Below are 14,044 nucleotides of genomic sequence, written 5' to 3' on the forward strand. Positions count from 1 at the left end.
GATACGAGGAAGGATAGTTATGGAGGATATCATTTATAGGCTAAGCAAACTGGAAGGACCGCTTCATACCGATTCGGCCAGCGGTAAACAAGTAAAACAATTAATGCTGTCGCCGCTGGGTAAAACCATACGGGAGCTCTTGCCCCAATACCGGCCCAGGTGTCGTTTATTTCCGAGCGGCGCCGTGATTTTATCCGACGGCTCGGTAACGACCTGCTGCCAGGATGCCATAGGCAGTAACACTTATGGTAATATTTTTACAACAGATGTAACTTCGCTTTGGCAAAAAGCTGCCGACATTGCCGAAAAAGGTCTCTATGAGCTAAGCGCCTGCCGGCAGTGTATCGGCACTTTCGGCTTGTCATCGCTTATTTCCCGGCAGCAGGACTATGCGGCTAGGCAGCGGCTTGTTGCCGGTTGCCCTGCTGAGCTGGGCCTGGAAATTATGAGCAGTTGCAATTATCAATGTTGCATAGCTGCCGAACTGCATCACCACCGGGCTACCTCTAAACTAAATTTGCCGGAGCTGTTTGTCAGACTGGCCCCGCTTTTGCCTAACCTACAAAAACTTAAGCTATTTAATTATGGCGAGCCGCTTCTTAATGACAACTTATGTGAATTCATACGCAACTGCAGATCAGTTGCTCCCGCGTTGACCATGACGCTGGCAACCAACGGAATGCTGTTGAATACCGCGACTGCCATCTGTCTTATTGAAAATCAGTTAAACCAAGTGATTGTTTCTGTTCATGGCGGTCCGGGAACCGAAAATATGCTGAAGTATTCCCGGGTTGGCGCCGACTATCTCCGGGTGCTTAATAATGTTGCAGACCTCATTAAATTAAGAATAGCCCGCCGCAGCCAACTGCCAAAAATATCGCTGCGCGCCATTTTATTCAACTGGAATGATTCTGAAGAAATAATGGATGTGTTTCGTCAGGACGCAAAAAAGCTCGGTCTCGAAGCCACTTGGGGTAATGTAAATACTGATAATTATCACTGGATACTAGACGGAGATCGCGAGCGGCGGGAGCGGTCATCCTCCCGTTTCATGCCGGGCAGTCCTGCTTTGATAGACCTGATAGGTCGCAAAGAGTTCTCGGTCAGGGAGTTCTGGTCATGAGCGGCAGCCGCAGCACCGCCCATGCGGCTATGGTAGCTCCTGCCGGAGAGCTTGTCCTGGAGGTTGCGCAGCTACGCACTGAATTTTGTACAGTGTCGGGGACGCTACGGGCTGTCAACGACATCAGCTTTTCTCTTGCCGCCGGAGAAGTCTTAGTTTTAGCTGGTGAAAGCGGATCAGGCAAAAGTGTGACAGCATTATCCATTTTAAATTTGATTGCCGCGCCGGGGAAAATAGCCGCCGGAAAAATTATGCTGGGTAAGCAAAATATCTGCAATCTGCCGGAATCGTCCATGGAAAAAATTCGTGGCAAACAAATCGGTATGATTTTTCAAAATCCCTTGTCGGCATTAAATCCCTTGATGAGAATTGGCAGTCAATTTGTTGAAACGCTTATGGTACACAACCCGATTGCCAAAAAAGAAGCCCGACAACAAAGCACCGAGTGGCTGCGGCGGTTAGCCCTGAATGAACCCGAACGGATCATGGCAAGTTACCCGTCGCAATTGAGTATTGGCATGTGCCAGCGCGTAATGATTGCGATGGCTTTGGCGCTGCAACCGCAGCTCCTGATTGCCGATGAGCCAACCTCGGCATTGGAGGTAACACTGCATGCCAAAATCATTAAAGAAATTGAGCTCTTGCGGCAGGAATACTCAGCGGCGGTGCTGTTTATAACCCATGATTTAAATCTGGCCGCAGCATTGGACGGCTCGCTGGCAGTTATGTATGCTGGTTCGATCGTCGAGTACGGTAATGTCCGAAAAATATGCGAACAGCCCCGGCATCCGTACACCGAAGGCTTACTACAGTCCAGGATCATTCCGGGAAATCCGGAGGTGGCATTCATTCATGGAATGCCGCCGTTGCTCTGTAATCTCCCTGCTAACCAATGCGCTTTTGCACCGCGCTGCCGCTACCGGGAGGATATTTGTCAAAGGCAAAAGCCTATACTGCGACGGTTAGCTGCCGGGCAGGCAGTAGCGTGCCATTTGGCATGCTGACAGGTGATTTTTATGGTCATATTGGAAGTGAAAAATGCCGTTAAGTGGTACCGCCCGGGCTTGTTTCCCGGCAGCGGCACAAGAGTTAAGGCTTTGGATAATGTATCGCTGAGTGTCAGCCGTGGAGAAAGTCTGGGCATTATTGGCGAAAGCGGCGGCGGGAAAAGTACGCTGGCCAGGATAATGATTGGACTGGAGCAGCCTGATGACGGTCAGGTTTTATACTGCGGCAAACGTTTGGAAGAGTTGAGTAAGGATGAAAAAGCAGATTTTCGCCGAGATGTACAGATTGTTTTCCAAGACACGGCAGGTGCCTTTAATCCGCGTATGCGAGTAATTAGTATTATGAAAGAACCTCTTGAAAACTATTATCCTGGGCAGAAGAAAAGCTATCTGATAAGGATGAAACGGTTATTGGAGCTCGTTGGCTTGCACCCTGATATTTTAGGGTCTTACCCTCATCAACTAAGCGGGGGGCAGCGACAGCGCCTAGCTATCGCCAGAGCCCTAGTTTCTCAGCCTAAACTATTGCTTTGTGATGAAGTCATTGCCAGCCTTGATATTTCTTTACAGGGGCAAATTCTTATGCTCCTGCGAAAGCTGCAGCAAAGCGGTTTGACGATCTTTTTTATATCGCACCAATTGCCGCCGGCATGCTATCTGGCGGACATAATCGCAGTCATGTGCGCAGGGCGGATTGTCGAGATGTTGCCCCGAGAAAAATTATCGGTCGCACAGCACCCTTATTCCCGGTCTTTATTGGCTTCTTGGCCTATTTGACGGCAGTTTCCGGTGCAGGTCAGCAGTGTATTAACGTGACAATAATACAGCAAAGCTCTTTTGTTGTTTATTCGCAGGCGGATGGATGACAAAAGAGTTCCTGCAAAGCAAACCCCCCGGAAAATCCGGGGGGTTTGCTTATGAAATATATATATGGGGTGAGGGGGACTAATGAGGAGGCCTAGAATTTTTGCGTTAGTTCAAGATAGGCAACACGCCCAGGTGCATAGATATTAAAAGTACCAACGCGCTGGAGATATTCTCTGTCAAAAATATTATCAACAGATAAGGATAAGCTGGTATCTTTTGTCATAGCATAATTAAGCTTTACGTCGGCAACAAAATGGCTCATAAAGCCAACAGTATTTGCTTCATCTTCATATGCTGTACCAATGTAGCGTCCCAGTAAATTAGTTGTCCATTTATCTTTTGCGTAAGTACAGCCAAAGGTCAGGGTATCCATGGGAACTGTCGGCACATGGTTTCCTTTATAATTAACATTGTTTCTGGTGAGCTTGGTAAATTTAGTATCATTATATGTGTAGTTAACAAAGCCGCTTAATTCGGGAGTAAACTTGTGTTTTACCTCTACTTCAAAGCCGAGTATTTCCGCATCGCCTTGTTCCCAGCGTGATTTACCCTGATAAATTAGATTTTCTACATTATTTTTAAAAACAGCAAGCTTGGTTGTTGTCTGGGGGGCGGCTGTTATATAGGCGCCTATTTCATAGGAAGTAAGTATTTCTGGTTCCAGTTCCGAATTTTTCTGCAGGTCGTTATAATCAAATGCTACATTCATGAGCGTTGGGCTGTTCAAAGATTTACCGGCGGAAGCATATAAGGTTACTTTATCATCTGCTTTATAATGAACAGAGGCTTTTGGTGATACCTTACTTATCTTTCTGTCGGCAATTATTTTGCCGTTATTTACGGTGTCGCTGGTTTTCCATTCATCATAACGGGCGCCTAAATAGAGGGTGCTTCTGGGGTTAAGCGTAATTTCATCCTGCAAATAAACCGCATTGGTTTTAGCAGTGGCGGCAGTTGTTTTGACTCCCTGCAGATCGTACTGGGACCCTTTGTCTTCTTTGGCAGCAACACCGATAGTCAGCAGGTTTTTATCATTAACTGCCCAGTTTAAACTTACATCAGCCTCCTGTGTTTTTACAGGGGTGGAACTATAATTGGTTCCGACTCTTTGCCAATATTTTTTATAGTTTTGCTCTCCCAGGTGTATTTTGAGTTCTTTGGTGTCATCCAGCTTTTTTTCATAAGTAATGCCGGTGAGTTCTACTTTACGCTGGCCCCTGTCCTTGCCGCCTTCGTAATAGCCATAGGTGTAATCGCTTTCTGTACGCAATAAGGACAGGCGTTCGCCTTCGTTGAAATCATACATTAATTTTATGCCGGTATTTTCTGTTTCGGTGGCAAAATCCCCATAACGGTTTTCACCCGGCTTTTGCTCCGGCTGATTCACATAACCATCGACTTCCCGTTTGGCATAACTGAGATTATAGCGGAATTTATTATTATCACTGTGCCCGCTGGTAAAGAAGGAGCCGGCAGTCGTACCGTTGCCGCCAAACCCGCCTTTGATGATGGTCTGGGTTTTTGCGTCCGATTTGGTAATGATATTAATAACGCCACCCATGGCATTGGAGCCGTACAAAGAGGAAAATGATCCTTTCGTGACTTCTATTCTGTCAATTAATGCAATGGGAATATTGTTCCAGTTTGCGCCACCGGCATAGCCATTATTCAGCGGAATCCCATCCAGGAGTACCAGTACCCGGCTTTGCGACATGCCGCGCAGCGAAATTTTAGTTCCCATCATACCTTGCGATTCTTTTACATACAGGCCTGGTACATAATGCAGTGCCTGATCAAGGGTTTGAATATTTGCTTTGGCTAAATCATCGGCGGTAATCACCGATACGCTGGCAGGAACATCCTTGATGTTTTTTTCGGTCTTGGTGGCGGTGACAACCACTGTGCCCAGTTCAAATTCGCTGGTATCTTCCGGTGGTGCGGCCAATACTGCCGAATTGGTCAGCAGCATACCTGCCAGAGCGGTCATCAGGGCTAATTTGCGATGTTTTCTTTTCATATATTTTGTCTCCTTTCATTATGGTACAGTTTTTTGCAGGCTGTACCAGGTTTCTTCATTAAGAATGCCGTACATCGGGCTTACCTTCCAGCCTGTCAGAGCAGCGTTATGCGGCTGGATGAAGCTATCCCAGTAGAGGGGTATGACCGGCAGGTTGTCCGCATAATACTGCTGCAATTCAGCACTGTATTTTTGGTACTCACCCTGGTCCAGAGCAACATTCATCTTGTCAACAATATCGCGAAACTTAGCATCCTCAACCATGGCCCAGCCAATATTGCGGGCATCAATATAGCCTGATCCCATACCTGCCCACATCATCATGCCCCAGGGGGTGGTGCGGGATAGCAGACTGATGTGAGATTTATCCTTGCTGCTGATTGTCTGGTATACGGTGGCATCCACTGTTTTGAGGGTAAGTCTGACACCGATGCCGGCAAAGTATTTTTGCAGAAGCTCTGACAGCCGGATGTTTTCCGGGATGTCGTTTCTAACCAGCAGTTCAAAGGTGAGCGGCTGACCGTTTTTTTCTCTGGCACCGGTAGCATTCAAATGATAGCCGGCTTGTTCCAGCAGGAGATTAGCCTTGCCGGGATTAAATTCCAGCTGGCGGGTGGCAGCAAATCCCCGTGTGTCGCGGGGAACGAAGCCGGCAGCAGGCACTGTGCCGTTATTGGCGGCAAACAAGCGAACCAGCTCGTTGTAGTCAATGGCATAAGAAAGGGCGGTACGAAGCCGGGGGTCGTTGACTACAGGTCTGGTGACATTGAAGATCAGGGCTTTGCTGACACCAAGATTGGGAATGTTCACTAGTTTGAGTTTCGGGTTCTTAGCCAGGTTGGCGGCATAAATAGGGTCGGTTCCGGCCGAGTAGGTATAAGGCAGGTCGATCTGGCCATTTTGCAGTGCCATATAGAGGGCGTCGGGATTTTTAAACAGCCGGACTTTGATTGAGGTAATGGGCGGTGCCTCCCGGTAATAGGCATTGTTGGCTCTGAAAGTGATGATGCCGGCACTTTCATCGAAGCTTTCAAATATGTAGGGTCCGCAGCCAATGGCGGCTTTGGGGTCATTATAGGTTGCCGGATTGTCCACTGCGGCAAAGATATGTTGCGGCAATGTCCTGAGCACCAGCAAATTGACAAGGAAGCGGGGAGCTGGCTGGGAAAGAGTGATGACCACTGTTTGATCATCAGGCGTTGTGATTGACTTTATTAAGGAAAAATGGCTTTTATACTCTACGTTGTGTTTTGTGTTATACTCGATGGAGAATTTTACATCAGCAGCCGTTACCTTGGTCCCATCATGCCAGGTAACGCCGTCCTGGAGGTTAAATGTCCAGGTTTGACCGTCGGTTGTGTTCCAGGATTTGGCTAAGTCGCCGACAAACTGACCGCTTTCATTCAGCTTGACAAGCCCTTTGTGGGTGAAGATTGAGCGGAAGATACCGAAGTAATAATCTTCGATGCTGATGGCTTTCACTTTCATGGTTGTGCCAATGGTCAGCATAGGTATAGCCTGGCCACCGGTGTTCACCGTTTTATGATTATGGCTGCAGCCTGTCAGTAGGGACGTCAAGATAAGGGTTATGAATAACCCTAAGGCAGTAGCATATTTCATGGTATTCCTCCCGTGCATTGCTGCAGTATTGAGCGGCGCAGAGCCAGCAGGCTGCCTGACTGTGGCAGGATGTCCGCCGGGTGGCCGGCTGCCACAATTTTGCCGCTAACCATGATGGCGGCTTGGTCGGCGCAGGCTTTGACGACATCAGGATCGTGAGAGATAAGCAGCAGGCTTAGAGCGGTTTGGTTTTGGATATCTTTTAACAAGGTGAGGATTTGGGCCTGGACAGATAAATCCAGCATTGAGGTAGGTTCATCAGCAATGATTATTTCAGGCTCCAGTCCCAGTACTCTGGCAATGGCTATTCGCTGTGCCTGGCCGCCCGAGATTTGCCAGGGATATTTGGGCAGTATATCGGCCGATAGCTGGGTGAGTGTTAATAAATGTTCTATTTTGTCTAAGCCTTGACGGCGGGAGTTGACTATCTTATGGGCAAACAGGGGTTCAAGCAGGGTATCAAGGATTGTTTGCCTGGGGTCAAGTGACAGGGTGGGCTGCTGAAAAATCAGTTGTATTTTGCGGCGAAATGGCTGCCAGCCTGAGCGGGCCAGACCGGTGAGTTTGCTTCCCTGGTATCTGATTTCGCCGGCGGTTGGCCGGAGAAGTCCGGTTATTAGCTTAGCGACAGTGGATTTGCCGCTCCCGCTTGTCCCCATAAGTCCGAAGGTCTTGCCGGCGGGGAGCGTAAAGGAAACATCCTGCACGGCATAGGTGGTGGTTTGCCTTAACCAGCCTTGCGAGAAATGTTTGGTTAATCGGTTTATTTCAAGCATGCCAGCACCTCACTGATGCGTAAGCTTTCCGGGGCTCCAGCGGGGGATGGGCGGTGAGACAAACTTTCTTTGCAGCGCTATTTAATTTTTGCCGGAGAGAGCATCTTTCAGCAAACCGGCAACCGGCAGGCAGGCTGCTCATATTTGGCGGAGAACCGGGGATGGGAGTAAGGCCGTGGGCGGGATGGGAATTCAGCAATTGTGAGGTATAAGGATGCAGGGGGGTTGTCAATAGTTCTTCAGATCGACCTGTCTCCACGATTTCCCCGGCGTACATGACGGCTGTCAGGCAGCAGGTGGCAGCTACTTCTATATCATGGGTAATGAGCAGCAGGGCACTGTTTTCAAATATCCGGTGCAAGAGCAGAACATTCTGGTTGCGGGTTTCCAGGTCCAGCCCCTTGGTGGGTTCGTCGGCAATAATCAGTTTTGGGCGGCTGGCCATAGCTGCGGCCAGTAAGACCCGTTGTGCCATGCCGCCGGATAGCTGATGAGGATAGGACTGGTAGATTGTTTTGGGATTGGCAAACCCGGCAGCGTGAAAAAGGTCAAGCACCTGGTTGTATACCAGTTCTTTATTACAGCAGGGATTGACTCGCCGGACGGATTCGTCGACTTGGAATCCGGCTGTTAATACCGGATTAAGGCTGCCAAGAGGATTTTGCGGAATTAGTGATAAATCTTTGCCGCGAATGTCTGACAGCAATTGTTGTGATAATGGTGTGTTCTCCCAGGCAAGCTGTCCTTGCATGCCGGCATTGTCCGGCAATATGCCGGCTACGGCTGCTGCTAATACCGACTTGCCGCAGCCTGTTTCCCCGATGATTGCCGTTTTTGATTTTTTAGCAAAGCTAATAGTTACTGTATGTATTGCCTGGATAGACAGTACACCAACTGCGAAAGAAACTTGTAAATTGTTGATACAAAGCAGCATTTTTTATTCCTCCGCCAAAGGCTGAACATTATTTTCGCGTGATCTTTTTTCCAGATAAAATCCCAGTAATGTAAAACTTAATGTCGAAAATGCAATACATAGGCCTGGCGTCAAGTACCAGTTCCATAAATTATTGACAAAACCGCCACGATGAAAAGCGTAATAAAGTACGCCGCCCCAGCTCAGCGACAACGGATCTCCAAGGCCGATGAAACTCAGAGCTGCTTCGCTAAGCATGGCCTGGGCGACTGCCAGGATAAATTTGGCGGCAATAACTTCCATAACATTGGGGGCAATATGCTTAAGTATGATTTGATGCCCGGGAATACCCAGCACCCGCAGGGCTTCTATAAAGGGTAAGTCCCGAAGCTGCAATACCCGGGCCTGAACTACCCTGGCTGTTGAGCACCAGCCTAACAGACCAATAATGATAATGATATTTCCAAGACTTGGTCCAAGGTAAGCGGCCAAGGCAATCATCAGCGGCAATGCAGGGATAAGCAGGACAATATCAATAAGGCCATTTAAACCATGCGCCAGCCAGCCCCGGCAGTAGCCGGCCAGAATACCGGCAGCGGCTCCGATGCCGGCTGCCGTGATGGCGGCTGCCACACCGACTAACAGCGAGACGCGACTGGCATAGATCAATTGGGTTAAGATATCATGGCCAATATCGTCGCATCCCAGGAGATGAGCAGCTGAAGGCGCCATAAATGGTGTGAACCGTTCAGCCGGCGAATAGGGAGACAGTAAGGGCGCGAATAAAGCAGTCAATGTCAGTGCTGACAAAAGCAGCAGACCACATAGAGCCGAAGCAGGCGGGCGATTGAGTGACATGAGCAGCCTCCGTCAGGATGAATGAGAAATACGGGGATCCGCAATACAATAAGCAAAATCTGCCAGTGTATTGGCAACAACTACAAATATAGTAACCACCAAAAAGCAACCTTGCAGTAAAGGGTAATCGCGGTACACCGCCGCCTCATACAGGAGAGTACCCATGCCTGTAATGGAAAAAACAATTTCGATAACTAAAGCGCCTGACGCAATAAAACCGATATTTAAAGCAATCAGGCTTAACAAGGGCAGGCAAGCGTTGCGCAGCAGGTGAACGGTCAATATTCGAAAAGATGATAATCCTTTGACAGTGGCATAGGTAACAAAATCTTCGTAGCGGTGTTTAACCGTGCTATTGCGTATAACCAGCAGCTTAGATGAGGTGGCTGAAAGCGTAAGTGCTGCTATGGGGAGTGTTAAATGCCAGAGTGCATCACCGATATTGGCTAATGTGGAGCTGCTGCTGCCTGAGGACAGGCCGCCAAGCGGAAACAACTGCAGGTTAAAACTGAACACAGTCAGCAGCAGCATAGCAATAAGAAACTGTGGCAGTGAGTAAATGACCAGCGAACTGCAGGTTATTACTTTGTCTAGGGCTGAACCGGCCTTCCAGCCGGCAGCCATACCAAAAAACAGCGCCAGCAGGCTGGAGAATGCTACTACCGGAAAGATCAGGGCGAGTGTCCAGGGTAAATGCTGGCAGATAATTTGGGTAACAGGCTGACGGTAATGATAGGAATAGCCTAACTCTCCCTGGAATAGTGAGTGCCAGTAAGCCGAGTACTGCTCAGCCAAAGGCTTATCCAGGCCATGCTTGCTTCTTATTTCGCCCAAATCAGTCTCAGCTATGGCAGCATCCTGCCCGAGCATAATTATAAACGGATCACCTGGCATTAGGCGGGGTAAAGCAAAATTAACAGTTAAAATGACAAAGAGGGTAATAACAAGGCGGCAGGTTTTTTGTAACAGCAGATTAGTATCCATTACAGCACCTAAAAGTACCCTTTCTTTTCTAAATGACGCTATATCAGTAATTCGTTTAGGGGTAATAGTACGGACAATAAAAACCATGAAAGTAAGCCGCACCTTATCATTGCGGCTATAACCTTCATGGTTACATTATTCGTATAGCGGCTATTATCCTTATGTAACCCGTCATGAGCTACATAAAGTAATTTACCTTCATTGATAATATTTGAGAGGCCTGCTTTGGTTGCTGTCCACTCAAGAATTGCAGACAGGGCAGCCTTGCATACGGAAGGGTTTTTCTAAATGTGCCTGGCCAAGGAGTTCCCGGTTGTTGAAAATGTCCAGCGTAGGACCATCGGCGAGCACTGTACCGGCGCTTATGACTATGGTACGGGTGCACAGGTCCAGCACCAGATCAAGGTCATGGGTGGCAATTATTTTTGTATGCTCGAAGGTTCTGAGCAGGTTAATTAATTGGCGGCGGGCCAGCGGGTCAAGGCCGGCGGTAGGTTCGTCCATGACTAGGATGGAGGGTTGCATTGCCAGGACGGCAGCAATGGCGACAGACTGTTTTTGTCCGCCTGACAGCCGGTAAGGGGGACGGTCTTTCAAATGCAATGCTCCTACGGTATTTAAGGCCGTTGTTACCCGGGAAGCCACCTCGTCTGGCGGCAGTTTCAGGTTTAGCGGGCCAAAAGCAACATCGTCATAGACTGTGGGCATGAATAACTGGTCATCGGAATTTTGAAAGACCATACCGACTGAACGGCGGATATGGGGTAAGGTTTGTTTGGTAACAGGGTAACCGCCAATATTAATCGAGCCTGAGGCAGGAAAGAGCACACCAATTAAATGTGACAGCAGGGTGGTTTTCCCTGAACCGTTCGCACCGACAATGGCAACAGATTCACCATGGGTGATGCGGACAGACAGGCCGCGAAGCGCCTGGGTCTGGTCAGGATAGGTGTAGGTTACATCTTTTAGTTCGACGATATGATGGCTCAATGTCAGACCCCCATAAGTAGTTTGCCCAAAAGCTGTGGTATGTTGAAACTGCGGGCGCTGAGGCAGAAGACTATCCAGAAGGCAAGATAGAGAATATCGGCTGCATATAAAGTGGAGCTGTGCATAAGGCGCACTTCACCGTCGAAGCCCCGGCACAGCATCGCCTGATAAATACGGTTGGCCCGGTCAATAGAGCGAAGCAGAAGCTGACCCAGGAGCGACCCCCAAGCCCGGAACCGGATTCCGTCTCCATGAAAGGAACGCAAGCTGTAAGCCTGAATACTGCGGACAAATTCTTCAAGCAAAACATGCAGATAACGGTACATGAATAGGATTTGAACAACTATAATTCTGGGAATGCCAATTCTGGTAAGTGCCAATCCCAAGGCATTCATGCCGGTGGTTGCCACCAGAATAAGGGCGGCTGTTACGGTTAAGTACAGACGGATGGTGATAGAGGCAAACGACAGCCAGCCGCCTGTTAGTACGAAAGAGCCAAGCTTGCTAACCGGTGTATGGTCAAGCAGTGGATTGAAAATACCTATGAATATGATAAAGGGAGCTACTAACAGCAAGCGTTTACATAGCGGCCAGAGCGGCAGGCCGCCAAGCGAAACAAGAACCGCCGGAAACAGGAAAAAAGGCAGAAGACCGCTGATTTCGTATTTGGGAAAGGAAGTAACTGTAATAATAAAAACAAGTGTGGCAATTAATTTAACAATGGGATTGAGACGATGAACAGGTGTACTTTTCATGGCAAGTGTGTCAAGATACCGTAAATCTATCCAGTTGGCTTCGATCTTAATCATAAAACATCCTTTGGGGGGTTAATGTTATTTGACAAAACGCTGCAGGCCTTTGCCAATAACGAAGGCAAAAGTCAAAGTAAGGAGAGAGCCGACAATTCCGGCTACCGAAGTGCCGGCGTCTACAGCAGGCCAGGCAGAAGCCTCGTGCGCGTTGGTTTCCGTGGCGACAGGCTGTTCGTCTTGCTTAAAGTTGTAGTCAGGGAGGAAGGCGATTTTTTCCTGTAGCTCGGCAAGGACCCCGTGAATTCCGTCAGGTGCTTCTAATTCATCCGTGCCTGTGACACTGGCAATTGACCACTCCAATCCATCAGGGGAGTTGGAGGCAAACCAGGATAAAGCCCCGCCGGTAATCATGGCGGCAATCAGCAATGTGACGAGAACCGGTTTGACAGCAATATTGCCCAGGCGTTGGCCTTGGGCCGTTCTTGTGAGAATTTCCGGAGCTTCTTTGGCTACAAAGAGGATTACTGCTGCGGTAACCAGACCTTCCACAAGGCCGATGGCCAGGTGAATAGGCTGCATAAGGATGACAAAAGCGCTGAAGGGTAAATTGGAAATGCCGGAAAAGACGGTATCCAGAACCACGCTGAAAGCGCCCAACTGGAGGCTAATGACGGCAGCTAAGACAGCGGCCAGACATAACCGGCCTTGCGTAAGCTGTTTGCCTGCAAGCGGTTTGTAGATAAACGGATAGGCAATAAAGCAAGGGAAAAAGCCGAGGTTAAAAATATTACAGCCAAGCGCCAAGAGGCCGCCGTCAGCAAAAAACAGAGCCTGAATGGTTAGAACAGAAGCGATGGTTAAAAAGGCGGCGTAAGGGCCTAACAAGATAGCCAACAGGAGGCCGCCGCCCAAATGGCCGCTGGAGCCTGTCGCGGGTATGGTAAAATTAATCATTTGGGCAGCAAAAACAAAAGCTCCCAATACTCCCATCAAGGGAATTTTGCGTTCATCAATATCCTGCTGTACTTTTTTGGCAGCATAAGTAGCCAAGCCGGCGGTAGCTGCCCACATAGCCCCGCCAACGACCGGGGAAATTAATGCGTCTGCCATATGCATGTTTAATCACTCCTAAAATAAATTTGATAGATTATCCGATTAGATGGTTACGGTTACCAACAAAAAAAGACTACTAAGAATCCCCAAGCATTGCTGTTGGGATGAGACTTTCGTAGCCTTGTTTCAATGGTATGAATTTGATGAAAAGTGACACGCCATACCGATTCTTCAGAACCTATGTATCGTCATAGATACATTGCGCGAATATTTTCACTAATTATGGTTATTCGTTGTAGTTCAAATTATTCCTGCTAAGGAAGCTGATTATTTGTAATTTTTCACGCGTGTTGATGATCCGGGCATTCCGGGCAGAAAAAATCAGCGCCGCGGCACTTGGCGTGGGAAATAAACACAGCTTCGCCACAGGCGGAACATTGTACTGACCTAAAGGAAAACGTCTGGCTGTTAGGCGGAGCAACACTGTCCTTGCAAGTGAACAGGTTTTCCGCCGGTGCTGATAGTATGTACTGCATGAGCGGCGTTTGCCATTCATAAAAACGTGCTTCCTCGTCCGAAGAGGCAGTGCCGGCGGCTACTTTCTCCATCAGTTCAACGAAATCCGGCCCGGTACGAGTGAGAGTACCGGGCTTTAATGTAATGCAAACAGCTCGCCCCGGGATAGCCACAATAAATTTGTGTTTCCCATAGTCCTTGACGGTTAGCGTGCGCTTTCCGAGCGTGCAGCCTAGTACGGTCTGCAATGCGTCAGTGCTGCAGTCTGCCGTTCCAACCTGAGCAATGATTTCGTCATGTTCAGATGGAGACAGCCTGGCTTTTGCCAGCAGCGCCGCCCGATAGCCAACTGCCAGTATGCAGCAGGCATGTCCGTGAAAACGTACTGTATAATCCCACATATCCATTTGCTGTAACCCCTCCACGTCAAAAATAAAGTTGCGTAAAAACAGGTTCTTACAAAAATATTAAATTGTTTGAAATTGATTGTCAACGGTCGGAGCCCTGATTGACGATAATTAGATTGTTTGCTAGAATTAAACTTGGAAAAGACACAATGAATGTGAAA

13 protein-coding genes are annotated in these 14,044 nt (G+C 48.4%); 3 read left to right on the forward strand and 10 right to left on the reverse strand.

Features of this window, described 5'->3' with window-relative positions; genetic code table 11:
• Positions 1–19 precede the first annotated feature (19 nt).
• Genes GT1_RS04375 through GT1_RS04385 form a run of 3 tightly spaced genes read left to right on the forward strand, consistent with a single transcriptional unit; the run spans position 20 to position 2,907 of the window.
• Complete coding sequence (locus GT1_RS04375) at positions 20–1,123, forward strand: SPASM domain-containing protein (protein ID WP_188397695.1); 1,104 nt, start codon at positions 20–22, stop codon at positions 1,121–1,123.
• Positions 1,120–2,127, forward strand: a complete 1,008-nt coding sequence (locus tag GT1_RS04380; RefSeq protein ID WP_223226053.1) for an ABC transporter ATP-binding protein — start codon at positions 1,120–1,122, stop codon at positions 2,125–2,127. Before GT1_RS04375 ends, GT1_RS04380 begins: the two co-directional genes overlap by 4 nt.
• Positions 2,128–2,139: 12 nt before the next feature.
• Positions 2,140–2,907 (forward strand): ABC transporter ATP-binding protein, encoded by a 768-nt coding sequence (locus tag GT1_RS04385; protein ID WP_188397696.1) that lies wholly within the window; start codon positions 2,140–2,142, stop codon positions 2,905–2,907.
• 181 nt (positions 2,908–3,088) lie between these two features.
• Here the strand turns inward: GT1_RS04385 and GT1_RS04390 are convergent, their stop codons facing one another.
• From GT1_RS04390 to GT1_RS04435, 10 genes are all read right to left on the reverse strand, one after another.
• Entirely contained in the window at positions 3,089–5,014 is a 1,926-nt protein-coding gene (locus GT1_RS04390; RefSeq protein WP_188397697.1) for a TonB-dependent receptor, read from the reverse strand.
• An 18-nt stretch (positions 5,015–5,032) separates the two neighbouring features.
• Positions 5,033–6,634, reverse strand: coding sequence for an ABC transporter substrate-binding protein (locus GT1_RS04395; protein WP_188397698.1), 1,602 nt, complete (start codon positions 6,632–6,634; stop codon positions 5,033–5,035).
• Positions 6,631–7,410, reverse strand: a complete 780-nt coding sequence (locus GT1_RS04400) for an ABC transporter ATP-binding protein (protein WP_188397699.1) — start codon at positions 7,408–7,410, stop codon at positions 6,631–6,633. Before GT1_RS04400 ends, GT1_RS04395 begins: the two co-directional genes overlap by 4 nt.
• Positions 7,403–8,344, reverse strand: coding sequence for an ABC transporter ATP-binding protein (locus tag GT1_RS04405; protein WP_188397700.1), 942 nt, complete (start codon positions 8,342–8,344; stop codon positions 7,403–7,405). Before GT1_RS04405 ends, GT1_RS04400 begins: the two co-directional genes overlap by 8 nt.
• A gap of 3 nt (positions 8,345–8,347) precedes the next feature.
• Positions 8,348–9,181 carry an ABC transporter permease gene (locus GT1_RS04410; protein WP_188397701.1) on the reverse strand — a complete coding sequence of 278 codons (834 nt, stop codon included), beginning with the start codon at positions 9,179–9,181 and terminating at the stop codon, positions 8,348–8,350.
• Positions 9,182–9,193: 12 nt separating this feature from the next.
• Entirely contained in the window at positions 9,194–10,165 is a 972-nt protein-coding gene (locus GT1_RS04415; RefSeq protein WP_188397702.1) for an ABC transporter permease, read from the reverse strand.
• 240 nt (positions 10,166–10,405) lie between these two features.
• Positions 10,406–11,155 carry an energy-coupling factor ABC transporter ATP-binding protein gene (locus GT1_RS04420; protein ID WP_188397703.1) on the reverse strand — a complete coding sequence of 250 codons (750 nt, stop codon included), beginning with the start codon at positions 11,153–11,155 and terminating at the stop codon, positions 10,406–10,408.
• A gap of 2 nt (positions 11,156–11,157) precedes the next feature.
• Positions 11,158–11,964: a cobalt ECF transporter T component CbiQ gene (gene cbiQ / locus GT1_RS04425; RefSeq protein ID WP_188397704.1), complete on the reverse strand. Its 807-nt coding sequence runs from the start codon at positions 11,962–11,964 to the stop codon at positions 11,158–11,160.
• 24 nt (positions 11,965–11,988) lie between these two features.
• Complete coding sequence (locus GT1_RS04430) at positions 11,989–13,023, reverse strand: energy-coupling factor ABC transporter permease (RefSeq protein ID WP_188397705.1); 1,035 nt, start codon at positions 13,021–13,023, stop codon at positions 11,989–11,991.
• 278 nt (positions 13,024–13,301) lie between these two features.
• On the reverse strand, positions 13,302–13,883 hold the full coding sequence (locus GT1_RS04435) for an FmdE family protein (protein ID WP_188397706.1): 582 nt from the start codon (positions 13,881–13,883) through the stop codon (positions 13,302–13,304).
• Positions 13,884–14,044 lie beyond the last annotated feature (161 nt).

Source organism: Sporomusa sp. GT1 (assembly GCF_014634905.1).
Lineage (GTDB): Bacteria > Bacillota > Negativicutes > Sporomusales > Sporomusaceae > Sporomusa > Sporomusa sphaeroides.

What these genes read in the sequence shown, in the direction of transcription:
- cbiQ (WP_188397704.1), bottom strand. Translation starts at nt 11,964, where the DNA reads ATGATTAAGATCGAAGCCAACTGGATAGATTTACGGTATCTTGACACA.
- GT1_RS04380 (WP_223226053.1), top strand. Translation starts at nt 1,120, where the DNA reads ATGAGCGGCAGCCGCAGCACCGCCCATGCGGCTATGGTAGCTCCTGCC.
- GT1_RS04415 (WP_188397702.1), bottom strand. Translation starts at nt 10,165, where the DNA reads ATGGATACTAATCTGCTGTTACAAAAAACCTGCCGCCTTGTTATTACC.
- GT1_RS04395 (WP_188397698.1), bottom strand. Translation starts at nt 6,634, where the DNA reads ATGAAATATGCTACTGCCTTAGGGTTATTCATAACCCTTATCTTGACG.
- GT1_RS04375 (WP_188397695.1), top strand. Translation starts at nt 20, where the DNA reads ATGGAGGATATCATTTATAGGCTAAGCAAACTGGAAGGACCGCTTCAT.
- GT1_RS04435 (WP_188397706.1), bottom strand. Translation starts at nt 13,883, where the DNA reads ATGGATATGTGGGATTATACAGTACGTTTTCACGGACATGCCTGCTGC.
- GT1_RS04390 (WP_188397697.1), bottom strand. Translation starts at nt 5,014, where the DNA reads ATGAAAAGAAAACATCGCAAATTAGCCCTGATGACCGCTCTGGCAGGT.
- GT1_RS04405 (WP_188397700.1), bottom strand. Translation starts at nt 8,344, where the DNA reads ATGCTGCTTTGTATCAACAATTTACAAGTTTCTTTCGCAGTTGGTGTA.
- GT1_RS04400 (WP_188397699.1), bottom strand. Translation starts at nt 7,410, where the DNA reads ATGCTTGAAATAAACCGATTAACCAAACATTTCTCGCAAGGCTGGTTA.
- GT1_RS04430 (WP_188397705.1), bottom strand. Translation starts at nt 13,023, where the DNA reads ATGCATATGGCAGACGCATTAATTTCCCCGGTCGTTGGCGGGGCTATG.
- GT1_RS04410 (WP_188397701.1), bottom strand. Translation starts at nt 9,181, where the DNA reads ATGTCACTCAATCGCCCGCCTGCTTCGGCTCTATGTGGTCTGCTGCTT.
- GT1_RS04385 (WP_188397696.1), top strand. Translation starts at nt 2,140, where the DNA reads ATGGTCATATTGGAAGTGAAAAATGCCGTTAAGTGGTACCGCCCGGGC.